At 59.8% G+C, this 17,126-nt stretch carries 17 protein-coding genes and 1 pseudogene; 14 read left to right on the top strand and 4 right to left on the bottom strand.

Annotated features, from left to right (window positions below; genetic code table 11):
* Positions 1-56 precede the first annotated feature (56 nt).
* The 4 genes from NKH05_RS20805 (at position 57) to NKH05_RS20790 (ending at position 2,167) form a co-directional block, all read left to right on the top strand.
* On the top strand, positions 57-494 hold the full coding sequence (locus tag NKH05_RS20805; RefSeq protein ID WP_352483844.1) for a CBS domain-containing protein: 438 nt from the start codon (positions 57-59) through the stop codon (positions 492-494).
* Between the two features lie 128 nt (positions 495-622).
* On the top strand, positions 623-1,357 hold the full coding sequence (locus NKH05_RS20800; RefSeq protein ID WP_023716997.1) for a sensor histidine kinase: 735 nt from the start codon (positions 623-625) through the stop codon (positions 1,355-1,357).
* A gap of 55 nt (positions 1,358-1,412) precedes the next feature.
* Positions 1,413-1,694 (top strand): GNAT family N-acetyltransferase, encoded by a 282-nt coding sequence (locus NKH05_RS20795; protein WP_352483845.1) that lies wholly within the window; start codon positions 1,413-1,415, stop codon positions 1,692-1,694.
* 41 nt (positions 1,695-1,735) lie between these two features.
* Positions 1,736-2,167 carry a DUF1810 domain-containing protein gene (locus NKH05_RS20790; RefSeq protein WP_023716999.1) on the top strand — a complete coding sequence of 144 codons (432 nt, stop codon included), beginning with the start codon at positions 1,736-1,738 and terminating at the stop codon, positions 2,165-2,167.
* 66 nt (positions 2,168-2,233) lie between these two features.
* Here NKH05_RS20790 and NKH05_RS20785 read toward each other — a convergent pair whose 3' ends face one another.
* The 4 genes from NKH05_RS20785 to petA are packed head-to-tail and all read right to left on the bottom strand — an operon-like array spanning position 2,234 to position 6,531.
* Positions 2,234-3,145: a pirin family protein gene (locus NKH05_RS20785; protein WP_023717000.1), complete on the bottom strand. Its 912-nt coding sequence runs from the start codon at positions 3,143-3,145 to the stop codon at positions 2,234-2,236.
* A gap of 26 nt (positions 3,146-3,171) precedes the next feature.
* On the bottom strand, positions 3,172-4,689 hold the full coding sequence (locus NKH05_RS20780) for a mechanosensitive ion channel family protein (protein ID WP_352788309.1): 1,518 nt from the start codon (positions 4,687-4,689) through the stop codon (positions 3,172-3,174).
* Positions 4,690-4,712: 23 nt separating this feature from the next.
* Entirely contained in the window at positions 4,713-6,005 is a 1,293-nt protein-coding gene (locus tag NKH05_RS20775; protein WP_352788306.1) for a cytochrome b, read from the bottom strand.
* A 16-nt stretch (positions 6,006-6,021) separates the two neighbouring features.
* Positions 6,022-6,531: a ubiquinol-cytochrome c reductase iron-sulfur subunit gene (gene petA / locus NKH05_RS20770; protein WP_352788416.1), complete on the bottom strand. Its 510-nt coding sequence runs from the start codon at positions 6,529-6,531 to the stop codon at positions 6,022-6,024.
* Between the two features lie 357 nt (positions 6,532-6,888).
* Here petA and NKH05_RS20765 point away from each other — a divergent pair, with 357 nt between their 5' ends.
* The 10 genes and pseudogenes from NKH05_RS20765 (at position 6,889) to NKH05_RS20720 (ending at position 17,070) form a co-directional block, all read left to right on the top strand.
* Positions 6,889-7,539, top strand: coding sequence for a glutathione binding-like protein (locus NKH05_RS20765; protein ID WP_353025972.1), 651 nt, complete (start codon positions 6,889-6,891; stop codon positions 7,537-7,539).
* A 339-nt stretch (positions 7,540-7,878) separates the two neighbouring features.
* Positions 7,879-8,932, top strand: a pseudogene (locus tag NKH05_RS20760) (alpha/beta fold hydrolase).
* 181 nt (positions 8,933-9,113) lie between these two features.
* Positions 9,114-10,286, top strand: a complete 1,173-nt coding sequence (dgoD, locus tag NKH05_RS20755) for a galactonate dehydratase (protein ID WP_352494356.1) — start codon at positions 9,114-9,116, stop codon at positions 10,284-10,286.
* Between the two features lie 5 nt (positions 10,287-10,291).
* Positions 10,292-11,068: an SDR family oxidoreductase gene (locus NKH05_RS20750; RefSeq protein ID WP_023717008.1), complete on the top strand. Its 777-nt coding sequence runs from the start codon at positions 10,292-10,294 to the stop codon at positions 11,066-11,068.
* Between the two features lie 32 nt (positions 11,069-11,100).
* Positions 11,101-12,084 (top strand): substrate-binding domain-containing protein, encoded by a 984-nt coding sequence (locus NKH05_RS20745; RefSeq protein ID WP_352494355.1) that lies wholly within the window; start codon positions 11,101-11,103, stop codon positions 12,082-12,084.
* Positions 12,085-12,188: 104 nt separating this feature from the next.
* On the top strand, positions 12,189-13,709 hold the full coding sequence (locus NKH05_RS20740; protein WP_352788300.1) for a sugar ABC transporter ATP-binding protein: 1,521 nt from the start codon (positions 12,189-12,191) through the stop codon (positions 13,707-13,709).
* Entirely contained in the window at positions 13,706-14,707 is a 1,002-nt protein-coding gene (locus NKH05_RS20735; protein WP_023717011.1) for an ABC transporter permease, read from the top strand. Before NKH05_RS20740 ends, NKH05_RS20735 begins: the two co-directional genes overlap by 4 nt.
* 2 nt (positions 14,708-14,709) lie before the next feature.
* Positions 14,710-15,510, top strand: a complete 801-nt coding sequence (locus NKH05_RS20730; protein WP_245278497.1) for a FadR/GntR family transcriptional regulator — start codon at positions 14,710-14,712, stop codon at positions 15,508-15,510.
* A gap of 5 nt (positions 15,511-15,515) precedes the next feature.
* Positions 15,516-16,391, top strand: a complete 876-nt coding sequence (locus NKH05_RS20725; RefSeq protein ID WP_353025970.1) for an aldose 1-epimerase — start codon at positions 15,516-15,518, stop codon at positions 16,389-16,391.
* Between the two features lie 214 nt (positions 16,392-16,605).
* Positions 16,606-17,070: a cupin domain-containing protein gene (locus tag NKH05_RS20720; RefSeq protein WP_352937139.1), complete on the top strand. Its 465-nt coding sequence runs from the start codon at positions 16,606-16,608 to the stop codon at positions 17,068-17,070.
* Positions 17,071-17,126 lie beyond the last annotated feature (56 nt).

Below are 17,126 nucleotides of genomic sequence, written 5' to 3'. Positions count from 1 at the left end.
CTGGAACCGATCCCAGCCTCCCGGCCGCGGCCGCGAGGCGCTCTCAGGAGGGCGTCATGCGCATTGACAGTCTGCATCCAGTAATATCGGCCCGTCTCATGGTGATCGACGTCGACGCTCCACTCCGCAGTGCAGCACTCTCACTTTCCAGGCCCGCAATAGGCCTGGTCGTGGTGTGCCACGGCAGTGGGGAGGCGGCAGGCGTGCTGAGCAAGTCCGACCTTGTCCGCCATCTAGCGAATTCAGGGCCAACAGAAGCGCCGATTGCGGCATTGATGAGCCGGTCCATCGTGTCTTGTGGTCCCGATGATGATCTTCATTCAGTCTGGCAGACCATGGCCGCGCAAGGCCTGCAGAATGTGCCGGTGCTCGGGGCTGACTCGAAACCGCTAGGCGTCCTCGATATCCGTGATGCGATGAAGGCGCTCTTCAAACAAGAGGAACTGCAGGAACGGCTGCTTGCCAACTACATCAGCGGGATCGGCTATCAATAGATCATGGTCTCGCGTTTGGATATATAGAAGTATGTATCGGAGTCTTCTTAGACATAATGGATAATAAATACCATAAATTATAGTGTATTGAAGCAAATAGGTGTCGGCTGAGCCAACGGGGTAATGAAATGTTTCGTCCGGACATAAAAGAAGATGTCTTCGACAGCCCATCCGATGGTCCTGGAAGTGGTATGTCCGTGCAAATGTCGACGGCCGGCATCGTCCATGACCTGGGCAATCTCATTCAGGTCGCCTCGTCGGCGTTGAACCACCTGGCCCGCGATCCGAGCATCCAAGCGGCTCCGGCGCTTGGGCCTGTAGTTGCCGGCGCCAAAACGGCTTTGGAACGGGCTGGTGGCCTTGTCCGGCAAACCATCAGCCTGGCCCGAGAGAGCCCCGCGGAAATCGAATACACAAACGTAGGTGCTTGCCTGGCTGAGATCGAAACCCTCGTGCGGAGCGCCTTGGATGCCAATTTCGGTCTTGAGCTTCGGGTTGGATCGGACCTGCCTTTGGTGAGATGCGATCGCCTTGGATTGCAAAATGCGGTTCTGAATCTTCTGTTCAACGCGCGCGATGCAATGCCTGACGGCGGCTTCATCTCGATCGATGCCGGCTTGGCCTCTGAAAGCTCTACCGCCGGTCAGGTAGATATCCGTGTCGCGGACAGCGGTATCGGGATGACCAGCGAGACGATGGTCTGCGCCTTCGATCCGTTCTTCACCACCAAAAGCGAAGGCCTCGGCGGCGTCGGTTTGCCGATGGTGAAGCGCTTTGCCGAGCAGTCAGGCGGAAGCATCGATATTCAGAGCACACTTGGGGCAGGCACGACCGTCACTCTGCGGTTGCCTGCGGTGCGATAGCGGCCGGCCAATCTCCCTCCGGTGACAAACGTGACATACAATCGAGAGATAAAAGATGGATGCACAAGTCGTTGAAAACGTCGAACAGGACCGTTTCGAGCTGCCGATCGCCGGCGATATGTTTGCGGCGGCCTACTATCGGCTCGAGGGCGGGAAGGTCGCGCTGATACACACCGAAGTCCCGTCGGAATTTTCCGGACAAGGGATCGCGTCGCGATTGGCGCAGGGCACCTTCGAGCTGCTCCGCAAAACCGGCCGTAAAGCGATCTTGAAATGTCCCTTCATGAGCCGCTTTTTCGCCAAGCACCCGGACTATGCAGATGTCGTCGACGGCTAGTCAGGGCACGAATGTTGAGGGTTTCCCAGGGATCTATCCTAATGCACGACGAGTATGATTTGCAGAGGTTCGTCAGCGCACAGGATCCGGTCTACGACGACGCGCTGGCTATTCTCCGTCAAGGAATGATGTGCACTCCCTATATGGAGTTCATCTTCCCAAGGTTGGCCACCAGGCGAAGCGGTACTGCGCCTGAGCCATATTCAATCACATCGCTCGACGAAGCCAGCGCTTATCTCTCATTTCCGATCCTAGGAGGCCGTTATCGGGAATGTGTTGGCACACTGCAGCGGCTCTCCGGCCTAAGCGCTCGCGCTGTCTTCGGTGAGGTTGATGCGAAGAAGTTGCACGCGTCCCTCACGCTGTTTTCCGAAGCAAGCAACGACGAGTTCCTGCTCGAGACAATCTTCGACGTCTGGTTCGACGGTTTGCTCGACGAGGAAACGATGAACGATCTCTACTTGATATCGTAGTGGTCTGCCTACGCCACCGGCGTAAAGCTGTCGCGGCGCTGAGGTCACCATCCGCTGCCTTATCCCTCACACGCTGCGATCTGGCAGAGGCATGAACTCGTGGTCTCCCGGCACGCCGGAGAAGCGGCGTTCGCGCCAATCCGCCTTTGCCTGCTCGATCCGTTCGGCTGAAGAGGAGACGAAGTTCCAATAGATATGACGTGGCTCGGAAAAGGGCTCGCCTCCTATCAGCATCAGCCTCGCCGCATGGAAGGCAGGCGCCTGGAGCACAATCTCAGCGCCGGGCGCCAGAGCTATCAATTCGGCCTCATGAAACGTCCCGAACTGGCCGACAATTCCAACCTCACCGGCGACGATGTAGATTGCACGCTCACGGTGTTCGGGTTTCACCTGGTATCGCGCACCGCTCGTGAGCACAATTTCGGCATAGACCATGTCGGAGAACGTCCTTACCGGCGAGACCAACCCGTCGGACGCGCCGGCGATCAACGTAAGCTCGACGCCGTCGGCACAGATCCTGGGTATTTCGGGAGCGCCAAAATGTGCGACGTCGGCGGCAATTTCTTCATAGCGGGAGGGGAGGGCGATCCAAGCCTGAGCGCCGAAGAGATTGCTTCCCGACGCCCGGACTTCCGGTGGCGTGCGCTCGGAATGGACGATGCCCGACCCGGCCGTCATCCAGTTGACCTCGCCAGGACGGATGGTCTGCACTTTACCGAAATTGTCGCGGTGCACGATCTCGCCGTCGATCAGGTAGGTCACGGCCGCAACGCCGATATGCGGATGCGGTCCCATATCGAAACCGTGACCTGCGTCGAATATAGCGGGGCCGAAATGGTCGAACAGGATGAAGGGCCCGATCATCAGGCGATTCGAGGAGGGCAATACGCGCCTTATCTTCAGTCCGTCGGCAAAATCACGGATAGCCGGCTGGATGATTGTATCGATGCCTGTGATATCGCTTTGGCGGATGGTCATGGATCTCTGTCCTTCTGCATGCCTTGTCAGCCAGATGCTCGAACGCGCTTGAACGGAGCGGCGCGAAAGACTGTCTGAATGGCTTTGAGGAGCGCGAATTTGGAGCTCGCGTGGTTCTGTCCGGCGATGCCGCTTTCATTAAGAGCCGACACCCTCTTCGACAGGATCGCCGCAAGATCTTCAGCCATTTCGGGCCTTTCGTGCAGCAGCGGCGCAAAGCTTTCCTGGTCTATCTCGTAAACCTCGACGGGGGTCATTGCCCGCAAACTCGACATCTCGCCAATGCCGGCGAGCAAGCCGGTCTCGCCGAAGAAATCGCCGGGTGCAAGCCGGCCGATCTCCTGCAGGTGAGCATCGTCCTCGCCAATTTGCCGGACGATAACTCCCGTCCGTACGATCATGAGCGACGGCAGCATCTCTCCCCGTCGTGCGATGATCTCGCCCTTATGGTAGGTGCGAACCGAGGCCGCTGCGGCGAGCGACTCCTGCTCGGTATCCGTTAGCGCCGAGAATACCGGTATGGACCTGATGAGTTCGATCGGGGTGAAGCTTTGGGAGGCTGCCTTCTCGTCGCTCAGCTGGTTGGTCATGGCAATCGAAGCCGAAAGTGGCTCCGCCAGCAGCATGCCGGTCGACTTTGAATGGCGATAAATGAGATCGAAGATTTCGTTCCGAGCGGCACTTCGCTGGTCAAGATTTGCGACGCGAAAAAACAACTCGATCTCGATAGCTGCCGCATCCAGGCTTCTGATTGTGACCAAAGGCGAAGGGTCCTGGAGGATTGAATTGCAGCTCAGCAAGACGGTGCGCATGAGGTCTACGATGATCGCCGGCGTCTTCGTTGGCGCCATCTTGACGGTTACGGCAAGTCCATGGCTCTCGTCCGGACCGCTTAGATTTGTTACCCCGATCTTGGCGAGAAGGCTGTTCGGAAGCGCGACGACATTGTGGGTCGGGGTCAGGAGTTGGGTCGACCGCCAGTTGGTCTCGACAACGCGGCCTTCGGTTCCGTCGCTCAGAATGATCCAGTTTCCAAGTACGTAAGGGCGGCCGAGGTTAAGCGCGATCCCCGAAAATACGTCACCGAGCGTATTCTGGAGCGCCAGTCCCAGGATGACGGCAAACACGCCGGACGTGGCAATGAGCGTTCCGACCGGCACCGCAAAGACGAACGCCAGGATCGACAGGAACATTCCAGCATAGACGATACCGACCACGACGTCCTGCAGGAGACGTGCCTCGCGCGGCTTTCGCTCAAAAACGAGATAGATACGGACAAATCCGATTAGCGCCCAGGCAAGGTGAACCCACCAGAGCAGCTTGACCGAGCCCATGAGGATCGCTCCTCCGGTTGTCTCGTTGTCCCTTGCGGCCTCGTATGGCACGACGCGCAGGTCGAGAACCATGGCCGACATCGCGAGGAAAAAGCTGAGTTGGACGACCAGCTTCGCATTGGCGAAGCGTCTGGGGATGAGGGTCCAAACGACGATCCCGGCGAGGCCGAGCAACACGATGTAGACCAGAGGAGAGTTCCACCAGTTCATGAACGATCACCGCCATTCACAGTTCAATGTTTGGCCTCCGGCCCGGCGATCGGGCCTCGGCCGCTGGCCTTGTCTTTTTCGAGAACTGCTTCGGTGATCGAATTCGGCAGCCGTCGCGGCTTTTCGATCAGCCCGAGCACCGGCATGGCGATGACGAAGAACGCAAAATAGTAAAGCGTCGCCAGTTGGGACATGACGACGTAGGCGCCTTCCGCCGGTCGGGAGCCGAGCCAGCCGAGAAAGAGGGCATTGGCAACGAACAGCCAGAAGAGCACCCTATACCAGGGGCGGTAGACCGCCGAGCGCACCTTCGAGGTGTCGAGCCACGGCACCAGGAACAGCACCGCGATCGAGCCGAACATCGCGAGCACGCCGCCGAGCTTGGAATCGATCGGCCCGATATTGAAGGTGATGGCCCGCAGGATCGCGTAAAACGGCAAGAAATACCATTCCGGCACGATGTGGGCCGGCGTCTTCAGCGGATTGGCGATCGTGTTGTTGTCGGGATGGCCGAGATAGTTCGGCAGGTAGAAGACGAAATAGGCGAAGAAGAACAGGAACACGAGGATGCCGAAGGCATCTTTGACGGTGGCATAGGGCGTGAAGTCCACGACATCGGTTTTCGATTTGACCTCGATGCCGGTCGGATTGTTCTGGCCGACGACGTGAAGCGCCCAGATATGCAAGGTCACCACGCCCGCAAGCACAAATGGCAGCAGGTAATGCAGCGCAAAGAAGCGGTTCAGCGTCGGATTGTCGACCGCGAAGCCGCCGAGCAAAAGCTGCTGGAGCCAGTCGCCGATCAGTGGGACGGCCGTGAAGAAGTTGGTGATGACAGTAGCGCCCCAGAACGACATCTGTCCCCAAGGCAGCACGTAGCCCATGAAGGCCGTCGCCATCATCAGCAGGAGATTGGTGCAACCGAGCACCCACAGCAGCTCACGCGGCGCCTTGTAGGAACCATAGTAGAGCCCGCGGCAGATGTGGATGTAGACGGCAATGAAGAAGAACGACGCGCCGTTGGAATGGAGATAGCGCAGCAACCAGCCCGAATTCACGTCGCGCATGATCTCCTCGACTGAATTGAAGGCCAGTCCCGTATCAGGAGCGTAATGCATGGCCAGCACGATGCCGGTCAGGATCTGTGAAACCAGCATGATCGTGAGAATGCCGCCGAACGTATAGGCATAGTTCAGGTTGCGCGGCACCGGATAGACGATGAAGCTGTCGTGCACCAGCCGCGGCAGCGGCAGGCGGGCATCGAACCAACGTGCGATTCTGGTTTTTGGCGTATAGGTCGAGTGTTTGTCGCTCATCGAAATGCCCCCTGCCTCAACCAATGCGGATCTTGGTGTCGGAAACGAACTGGAACACCGGTACCGCCATGTTCTCGGGTGCCGGACCTTTGCGGATGCGGCCGGCGGTGTCGTATTGTGAACCGTGGCACGGACAGAACCAGCCATCGAAGTCGCCTTCCTGACCATGCGGGATGCAGCCGAGATGGGTGCAGACCTGGACCATCACCACCCAGGCTTCCTTGCCCGGCATAGTTCGGTTAGCGTCGGTTGCCGGCGCGTCGACCGGCAGGTTGGCGTTGCGGGCGATTGGATCCTTGAGCTCGGCGAGACTGACTGACTGGCCGTCCTTCATCTCTTGCTCAGTGCGGTTGCGCACGACCACCGGATTGCCGTGCCAGTCGACGATCAGCGACGTTCCTGGCCTCAGCGAGGAGACGTCGACCTCGATCGCGGCGGGCGCTTCGACGCGCAATGTGTGCTCGGCTGTGGAGGTTTCGGAAAGGTCGGCCATGGTGGCGACTCCTGTTGCTGGAAGCTGCGTCATCGCGTTGGTGGCAATCGAGCAAAAGCAGGCCACGGCTTTCGCCTTTCCAGTCTGCTCATATCGCCCGAAATATGCCGGCCGTGGCCGGGTGTGAGCCATCGTGCCAACGGCACGTGCGTCCAATACTTTCGTTTAGGATTTCCTGAGCGAAGGACTGGCCGGGCTGGCGATGATGCCATCATGGAAGGTCGTGGATTCCTCCAGATAACCGTTGGTCACTGAGCTGGCATGCGTCCCGGCATTGCGCACGGCGATCCCGAACTTCAGCCCGACCATACCTCGGCATAGGCACGTCTAGCTGTCGGTGTCGTAGTCGTGGTCTCCGCCAGGTGCGAGTTTCTGGAGCGGTTGTCTCGCGTGGCAGGTTTTCCGCCCGGCGAGGACCAATTGCGCGATTCAATCGGGTTCAGAAAGGGAAAAGCGGTGAAACTCTACTACAGCCCTCTCGCCTGCAGCCTGGCGGGCCACATCGCGCTGGAAGAAGCGGGTGTTTCCTTCGAGCGCGAAAGCGTGAACCTCAAGACCAAACGAACTGGCTCCGGGGATGATTTCACTACCGTCACGCGCAAGGGCTATGTTCCAGCCCTCGTGCTGGATAGCGGCGAAGCGCTGACGGAAAATATCGCCGTCCTCGACTGGATTGCGTCGCAATACCCGGCACTGGGAGCGGCGGGGCCGCTGGGCCGTACCCGCCTTCTCGAAGCGTTGGCCTACGTCTCAACTGAAATACACCGAAGCTTCAAGCCGATGTGGCACCAAAGCAGCGATGCCGAGAAGGCCAAGGCGAGCGCGGCGATTACGAGCCAACTCGAGTTCTTCGCTGACGGGCTCGAGACCGACTATCTGTTCGGCGACAAACCCAGCGTCGCGGATTTTTATCTTTTCGTGATGCTGCTTTGGGCGGCCCGCTTCCACGTCCCTGTTCCCGCGCCTTTGCAAGCGCTTCGCGCCCGAATGGCTGCGCGACCGGCCGTGCGCATCGCAATGGATCGTGAGGGCCTCGTCTAAAAGCCGAGGGTGGCTCCGAGCATAAGATCAGACGCAATATATCCTCTCACCCCAACAAAGATCAGGAGTCATTCTCATGCTGCCGTTTCTGCGGATGCTACATCCAGCCGCTTCCAAGCGCGGGGACGGCCTACGTCTCGAATTTCTCAGGAGGGAAATCGAGGAAACGCTGGACCTTACCGGCATCCGGTCAGAATTCGCCGCACTGCCTCCTGGCCGAGCGGTTACAATCCTGGATTCGTCGCAGTCACCGTCGAAATAAGCGCAATATTTCCTGTCGGCCGATACGGCGGGCGGGTCTGGTCGTTCCGGCTTGTTGGTCATCATAGAGGCTTCATCATGAATGCGAATAAGGCTCCCGAGACGGTCGATCATCGCCGCCGACGCATTGTTGGCGCAACAGCAATGACGTTCGCCGCCACCGAACTCGGCTTGAACGCATCGGTAGCCGCTTGGACGGTCGAGGCGAGGGCATCCGCGATGCAAACCAGGCAGAAATCATTCGGCTCGCTTAGGCAGGTCAATGCCGGAAAGCTGAGCGTCGGATATGCGGAGCTGGGGCCCGCCGAAGGTGCCCCAGTGATCCTGCTTCATGGCTGGCCTTATGACATTCACACCTACACCGACGTCGCTCCCCTGCTTGCCGCAAAGGGGTACCGCGTGATTGTGCCCTACCTGCGCGGCTACGGCACTACGCGCTTCCTTTCGGACGACACGATGCGCAACGGCCAGCAGTCGGCGCTCGCCGCGGATACGATCACCCTGATGGATGCGCTGGGAATCGAAAAGGCCACGATCGCCGGCTGCGACTGGGGTGCTCGAACGGCCAATGTTGTTGCCGCGCTCTGGCCTGAGCGTTGCAAGGCGATCGTCTCGGTGAGCGGCTATCTCATCGGAAATCAGCAGGTCGGCATGGTGCCGCTGCCACCGGAGGCGGAGCTTCAATGGTGGTATCAGTATTACTTCGCCACGGATCGCGGCCGCGCCGGCTACGAGAAATACACGCGCGATTTCGCCAAACTCATCTGGCAACTCGCTTCGCCGCAGTGGAATTTCGACGATGACATCTTCCAGCGCAGCGCCGCAGCCCTGGACAACCCGGATCACATCAGCATCGTCATTCACAATTACCGCTGGAGGCTCGGCCTGGCACATGGCGAGCCGGAATATGACGTTCTGGAAAACCGGCTGGCAGAAGCTCCCGTGATCACAGTGCCGACCATTACCCTTGAGGGTGATGCCAATGGCGCACCCCATCCCGACAGCAGCTCCTACGCCAAGAAATTCTCGGGCAGATACGCACCGGATCGTCACCGGCGGCATTGGCCACAACTTGCCGCAGGAAGCCCCGCAGGCCTTCGCCCAGGCCGTCATCGACGTTGGCGAATACTGATCAGGCAAGCTGAGTGAGCTGCTGATGCCTGCGCTGGATGGGTGGCGAGGACATGATGGTTGCGAGCTGAACATCGAGGCGCGGCGCTGGTCCACATCGATGTTGCGCTTGACTCGTCCATATTATTCGTAATAAATCATACATATTGCCTCGAAAAAAGACGGCAGGTCTGGGAGGACCAATGAAAATCACGGCCATCAAGGCGCGCGTCTGCAACGCGGAAATGCGCAACTGGGTCTTCGTTCGGGTCGAAACCGACGAGCCCGGGCTGTTTGGCTGGGGTGAGGCAACGCTGGAATGGAAGACCCGAGCCGTCGTTGGGGCGCTTCAGGACCTTGAGGCCCTGCTCATCGGGCAAGATCCGCGCAATGTGGAGCAGTGCTACCAGATACTTACGCGGCACGGCTTTTGGCGTCTTGGCGTCGAGGGAATGTCCGCCGTCAGCGGCATCGAGATCGCGCTCTGGGACATATTGGGCAAGTCATTGGGCGTCCCCGTCTGGCGCCTTTTGGGCGGTCGGGTCCGCGACTATCTGCGCACCTATACGCATCTCGGCCTCGGGGACATGAAGGCGGTCTATGAGACCGGATCCGCGGATGCCATCGTGGAACGCGGACGCATCGTGACGCAAGCAGGCTACGATGCGGTCAAGGTCGTCTGCATTCCCTACACCCACTACGTGTCTCCTGCGAAGGCAGTCGATTCTGTTGCCAACATGGTTGGCTCACTTCGCGAGGCGGTTGGCCCGGATATCGACATCATGGTCGATTTCCACGGACGCCCTGCATCCGTTAACGCGGCGATGGATTACCTCAAGGCAATCGAGCCGGCCCGCATCATGTTCGCGGAAGAACCCGTGCCGCCCGAAGATGTTGCCGGACTGTCGCACATTACGGCGCGATCGGCCGTGCCGATCGCTTCCGGCGAGCGGCTGATTGGACGTCGCGAATTCACGCACTCGATCGCAGCCCGCGCCTTCAACATTGCCCAGCCTGATATTTGCCACACTGGCGGTCTGCTCGAGACAAAGAAGATCGCGGCCATGGCGGAAACCGCAGGCATCGGCCTTGCGCCGCACAACCCCCTCGGTCCGATCGCCGGTGTGGCTGCTCTTCATTTCGGCATATCGACCCCAAACGTTGTCATTCAGGAGGAGATGTCCGGTGCCGTCGCCTGGTACGACGATGTCGTTACCTGGCCAATTCGGCGCAAGCCAGGCCGCTGGGATCTGCCCGAACTGCCGGGCCTTGGCGTCACCGTCAATGAGGACGTTATCGCGCGCCACCCCTTCAAGCAGGAAGTGCTGCATGCCCGCAACGCCGTCATGCCGGACGGCACCGTGGTCGACTGGTGAATGCAATGGCAGGCCGGCTGCAAGGAAAGATCGCAATCGTCACAGGCGCCGGCCAAGGCATCGGTGCCGCCACCGCCCGGGCTTTTGCGATGCATGGGGCAAAGACCGTCATTGCCGAACTGAATGCGGCAAGCGGCAAAGCGATCGCCGACGAACTGCGTGTCGGAGGCGCCGACGTATCGTTCGTCGAGACGGATGTCACGGACGCATCCGCGGTCGCGGACATGGTCGCCCGCACGATCACGAGCTATGGCGGCGTCGACGTTCTCGTCAACAATGCCGGTGCCAACGTCTTCTACGAACCACTGGCGATGCCGGATGAGGAATGGGACCGCTGTCTCAAGCTAGACCTCCAGGCCGCATGGTTCTGCGCCAAGGCAGTCTTGCCGACGATGCTGGCGAAGGGCTCGGGGTCTATCGTCAACATAGCGAGCTGTCACGCGTTCCAGATCATTCCCCATACATTCCCGTATCCGGTCGCCAAGCATGCACTTTTGGGCCTGACCCGTTCGCTGGCCATCGAATATGCCGCGCGCGGCATCCGGGTGAACGCGATCGCCCCCGGCTATATCGAGACGCCGATCGCGGAAGCCTACTGGAACACATTCCCGAACCCCGCCGAGGAGAAGCGGCGAGCCTACGACCTTCATCCGCCCAAGCGCATTGGCCGGCCGGACGAGGTTGCAATGACGGCGGTTTTCCTCGCTTCGGACGAAGCGCCGTTCATAAATGCCGAGACGATCACCATCGATGGTGGGCGCTCGGTTCTCTACCACGACTAGCAACGACCATCGAGCTCTCAGGGAGGATCTTCATGAAAACCACAACAAAGGCTTTGGCGACATTTGCGGTACTGGCTGCCGGACTGATGGGTGGCGCAGCAAGCGCAGACGACATCAAGATCGGCTACATCAACAAGATGGGAGACCATCCATGGTTTGTCGCCGAAGTCGGCGGCGCCAAGAAAGCGGCCGAGGCGGCAGGGGCTGCGTTCGTGTCGCAGGACGTTCAGTTCGACGCCAATTTGACGATCACGACCTTCGATACGATGGTCGGCGATGGCGTAAAAGGCATCGCCATTGTCGTCCCCGACAAGGCGCTGGGACCGGTCATCGCCGAGAAAGCAAAGGCCGCAAAAATTCCCTTGGTGGCGGTCGATGACGACATCTACTACGAGGACGGCACTCAGGTCCCCTATGTCGGCATGAATGCCTACAACATCGGTGCGCGGGTGGGCGAAGAACTTGCCAAGCTCTACAAGGCCGACGGCTGGGCCGGCAAAGAGGTGCGCATCGCCTCGATCGAGGACCGCAAAGCGGATACCTGCATGCAGCGCAACAAGGGCGCGGAAGAAGCATTCCTGAAGGCGGTGCCCGATTTCAAGCCGGGCAATATCGTTCGCGTCCCCTACGACAATACGATGGTCAACGCCATCGACGTGATGACCACCACATTGACGGCCAATCCCAGCGTCACGAACTGGATATTCTATTCATGCAACGATGATGGCGTGCTGGGTGGTGCGCGAGCCCTGGAGAATGCGGGCTATACCCCAGACCAGGGCATGGGGATCGGCATCGACGGGAGCCGCGCTTGTGACGCCTTCGGATCCGGAAAGCCCTCGGCGTTCCGTGGTACGATGTGGCTCAATTCGGAAAATCATGGCGCGCTGGCGGTGAAGATTCTCTTGGCCTCCATCAAGGACGGAACGAAGCTTCCCGTTCAGTCCTTCACGGACCCGGAATACATCACCGCCGACAATTTTGCGTCGGACTATAAAGCCAAGCTCTGCCACTGAACCGGCCACGCGTCATGCGCCGCAAGGCGCATGACGCTCAAATCGGCAGTTCGTCAGCGGGCACACGCCACCGACACGGGATCGCTTCTCGGGAGTGAGCTTTGATGCAATCGGATTTCTTCTCGCTCGACAGGATATCGAAGCGCTTCGGCATCGTGCAGGCCCTCGACAATGTCTCGATTGCCTTTCGGCCAGGAGAGGTGCTCGCCCTGGTTGGCGAGAATGGGGCCGGCAAATCGACAATGATGCGAATTCTCGAGGGCGTGTTCGCACCGGACACCGGCACCGTGCTGCATGGCTCCACGCCGATCGTTTTCAGCGAACCGCGCGACAGCCACAGAGCCGGAATACGCGTCATCCATCAGGAGCCGGAGATCGTTCCGAACCTGACCGTGGCCGAGAACATTTTCGTCGGCGAACTGCCGCGGCTGGCAGGCGTCCTGCTCGACTGGCATAGGCTCGAGGAGCAGACCGACAAGGTGCTTGCGACCTTCGGCATGCATCAGGATATGCGGCCGCGTCAACTCTGCAGCACGCTCGGTCCGGCGCAGCGTCAGATGATCGAAATCATGCGCGCCATACGGGCCGGCGGCCGGCTGATCGCATTTGATGAGCCGACCTCGTCGCTGACCGACGACGAAGCGCGCCGTCTGTTTTCAGTAATTCGGCGGCTGCGCGAAGAGGGCACTTCGATCGTCTACATCTCTCATAGGCTGAACGAGGTCATCGACCTTGCGGATCGCATTGTCGTTTTGCGGGACGGCCGGCTGGTCGACGATTCCCGCGCGGACGGTGCCAGCGAGCAGACCATAGCCAAACTCATGGTCGGCCGTGACATCGCCGATCTGTTTACGCGCGAGACGTGGCAATCGGGGCTACCGTTGCTGGAGGTGGCGGGCTTGACCACCGACCACGTCACCGATGTGAGCCTCAAGGTCCGCCGCGGCGAGGTGCTCGGCATTGCCGGCCTTATGGGTGCGGGTCGATCCGAGCTGGCAAAGGCGATTGTCGGCTATGATCGGCGCCTCGACGGAACCATAACGATGAGCGGCGTGCCCGTTGGCCCCAACAGTCCGCATGCAGCGATCGTGGCAGGCATCGGCTTCGCCCCCGAAGACCGCAAGCACGAGGCCCTGCTGCTGTTCCGAAGCATTCTTGACAACGCCTCGCTTTGCGTGCCCGACAAGACGTCGACCTTCGGCTTCTTCAACCGGCGCAAGGCACTGGAGATCGTCTCACCGCTTGCAGTAAAGATGTCGATCAAGGCGCCCAACCTCGACGAACAGGTTTCGAAATTGTCGGGTGGCAATCAACAGAAGGTCGTTCTCGCGCGCTGGCTTGCCCGGCAGCCGATGCTTCTCATCCTCGACGAGCCGACCCGCGGCATCGACATCGGCGCCAAGGCGGAAATCTATCGCCTGATCGATGAACTCGCCGCAAGCGGTATCGGCATAATCCTGATTTCCTCGGAAATGCCCGAACTGATCGGGCTCGCCGACAGGGTGCTTGTCATGGCTGGAGGCCGGATCACGGCCGAACTTTCCCGCCCAGACATCGATGAGGCCACGATCCTGAAGCACGCCATGCCGCAATCTGTAGCATCGCTCGGAGGACAAATTCAGTGAACAGCCTTGAGCTCAGGACAGCAACAACACAAACCGGCAAAAGACGCCCTTCCTTGCGCATGGCAGAGCGCATCGGCATTCACAACATAAGCCTCCTGGTTGCTCTCGCCATTCTCGTGCTCATTTTCGGCACTCTGAGAGGCGACGTGTTCTTCTCGAGCCGAAACCTGCTGAACATCGGTCTGGGCATTACCATCCTGGGCGTCCTGGCGATGAGCCAGACCGTGGTCATCGTCGCCGGCGGGCTTGATATTGCCGTCGGCGCAATCGTCGGTCTGACCACAGTATCGACGGCAATGGCCATCCAGGCGACCGGATCGCCGGCGGCGGGCATTCTTGCCGGCCTAGTCCTGGGCGGCCTTGCCGGCCTCGTGAACGGCATCATCATCACCTATGGGCGGGTCAACGCTGTCATCGCGACTCTCGGTACGATGGCGATCTTCCGCGGCATCGCGTTCATCATATCCGATGGGCAATCGATCGCGATTTTCAGCGACACTTTCCGCTTCATTGGGATCGGACGAATCCTCGGCCTGCCTCTGCTGATCTGGATTCTTTTGCTGACCGCGATCGTGTTCCATCTCTTCCTTGCCCGCTCGATCGTTGGCCGCAACATCTATGCCCTGGGCGGCAATCCCGTTGTTGCACGCTTCTCCGGCATCAACATCAACCGCTACCGTGTCGGCATCTACATCATGAGTGGAGTGGCGGCCGGATTGGCCGGGATTCTGTTGGCTGCCCGTACCGGCTCGGGGCAGCCCGTATCCGGATCCCAAGGCCTGGAACTCGAGGCCATCACAGCGGCCGTTCTGGGTGGCTGCGCCTTGCAGGGCGGTAAGGGCACGATCGTCGGCGCACTACTGGGCGTCGCCATCATTGGTGTCCTCAACAACGGAATGATACTGACGTCCGTGCCAACCTTCTATCAGTTGCTTGCCAAGGGCTCGCTGCTGATACTTGCTGTGGTAATTGCCGAGTACCACTTGAACAGGACATGACGATGGACACGGCGATCGCTTCGACTGGCCAAGGCAAGCAGGACATTCCTGCCGCAGATGGCGCCACGTCATCGCTCAAGGATCGCATCGCACGCGATCTCGGACAGCGAATCCTCGCCGGCTCCTACGCGCAGCACTCCGTCTTGCCGACGGAAGCTGAACTTTGCGTTATCTACGGGGCGAGCCGCACGGCGCTTCGCGATGCTCTTCTGACGCTTTCGGCGAAAGGATTGATCGAGGCACGCAAGCGGGCCGGGACGCGTGTGCGCGTGTCGAGCGAATGGAACAGGCTGGATGCACAGGTTCTGGAATGGATGCGCGATATCGAGCCCGATCTCGATTTCGTCCGCGGATTGATCGAGGCGCGGCTGATCATTGAACCCGCGGCCGCCCACCTTGCGGCCAAGATGGCGACGTCAGGCGATCTCGCAGTCATCGAAGCCGCCTATGAGGCCATGCGCATTGCTCCGCAGGACGACCTTGCTGCGTGTCTCGATGCCGACGTCAGGTTTCATACCGCCATCCTTCGTGCCAGCCGCAACCCGGTGTTCGCCAATCTCGGCAATATGCTTGCTGCCGCCCTCAGCTTCTCCTTCCGATTGACCACATCGGCCACCGCTAACTACCAGCAGACGCTGAGCGCGCATGGCGACGTGCTGGAGGCAATCCGGATGCGCAGGGCCGACGACGCTCACGATCAGATGAAGGCGCTCATCGGGATCGCGTCGAACGACCTCCTTGCAGTGGCTCGCAAAGGCCGCCATCCACAGCCGATCGCCGCTGCCAAGGCCGATACCGTCTGAAACTGATGGTCCGAACGATCAAAATCGGAAGCGGAGACCTGTCCGCTGAAATCGTCCCGTCGCTTGGGGCAGGTCTTGCGAGACTGGACCATGGGCGCGTGCCGATCTTCAGGCCTTGGCCAAACGGCGGGAGCAGCAACCCATTCGACCTTGCCTGCAACCTGCTTTTGCCGTGGTCGAATCGCATCTCGGGCGGCGGATTCACATTCGACTCCAAATTCCACGAACTGCCTGCCAATGTTGCAGGCGAGCCATTTCCCGTTCACGGCAATGGATTTTCGAGCGAGTGGGACATCGACAGCGTAGCGCAAGACAACGCAAAGCTGTCGCTCATCAGCAACGGACCCGGCCCATATCGATATCGCGCCGAGGTGAGTTACGCTCTGACCGGACAGGGGCTCGAGCTGAAGCTTCGCATCGTCAGTCGGGCCTCGATCAGATTGCCGTTCGGGCTTGGCATCCATCCATGGTTCACGAGAACGGCACGAACCGCGCTTCATGCGCCGGCCTCGCAGGTTTGTCTCGAACTGCCCAGCCATCTCCCCGAACGGTTTGTGGATGTCAAAACCCGTCCCGATTGGGATTTCGGCGCCCCGGCCGTATTGCCGAGCGGATGGATAAACAATCTGTTTGCCGGCTGGGACGGCGTCGCTACCATATCGTGGCCGGAGCACAGTTGCAGCCTGCGGATTGAAGCTTCATCGCCCTTGAACTTCTACCTGGTCTATTCGCCATCGGACGAGAGCGACTTCTTCTGTTTTGAACCGGTCAGTCATGCGGTCGATGCTCACAATCGTGGTTCGATCGACAAATGGAATGGACTGTCGGTGCTTGGGCCTGGCGAGAGCCTGGCAGCCCGTTGCAGCTTCGCCGTCAATTAGACGGACCTCTGCGGCGCCCTCGAGTTGGCGTATGTCGGTGTCGGCCAGCATGTCCGGTTAGCCGGCTTTTCGTCCAAAGTGAGCTTGGGAAGAGGGAACTCCGGCAACCGGGAACCCGTGAGCCCGTTCGACGTTTGCCGGATGTCGCTGCGCAGTTTGTCTGCTTGACGGCACGGTACGGGCCTACTCCGAATGTACCTGGCAGATTGGATCAATGACAGATGTTGACCCAAAGGAATTCGTGCTCGCAGGCATCGTCATGAAGCGACTGGTCTCCGGCGAACAGACGGGAGGCTTGTTGAGTCTCTTCGAAAACCGAAGCGACGGGCAGACGAAAACATCAATCCATGTTCACGCGAATGACGACGAGACAGTCTACGTCATCGAAGGGCAGTTGGCCGCAATTGTGGCCGGCGAGGTCCGAACGCTCTCGCCCGGTGAGAGCATGTTTTTGAAGCGCGGCATCCCGCACCAGCTCGTGAATCCCGGCAACCAGCCCGTTCGCTACATCCTGATAGACACGCCAAGTGTGTTCGAGCAGTTCCTCGCCGAAGGTGGCCATGAACTCGGCAAGGGAGAGGTGGTCGGGCCGCCGACGCCTGCCGATATCGAGCGGCTCAAAGCAGCCGCGCCGAAATTTGGGATTACGCTTCTGCAAGACTGGCCAGCAAGAGAGTAAACGGTTTCGTGATAGCGGCTTGGATCGGCCGCTAAAGCCGATCCTTGCCCGAGAAA

The sequence above is a fragment of the Mesorhizobium sp. M1399 genome (assembly GCF_040317735.1).
GTDB lineage: Bacteria > Pseudomonadota > Alphaproteobacteria > Rhizobiales > Rhizobiaceae > Mesorhizobium.
This window is presented reverse-complemented; position numbering and strand designations above follow the sequence as displayed.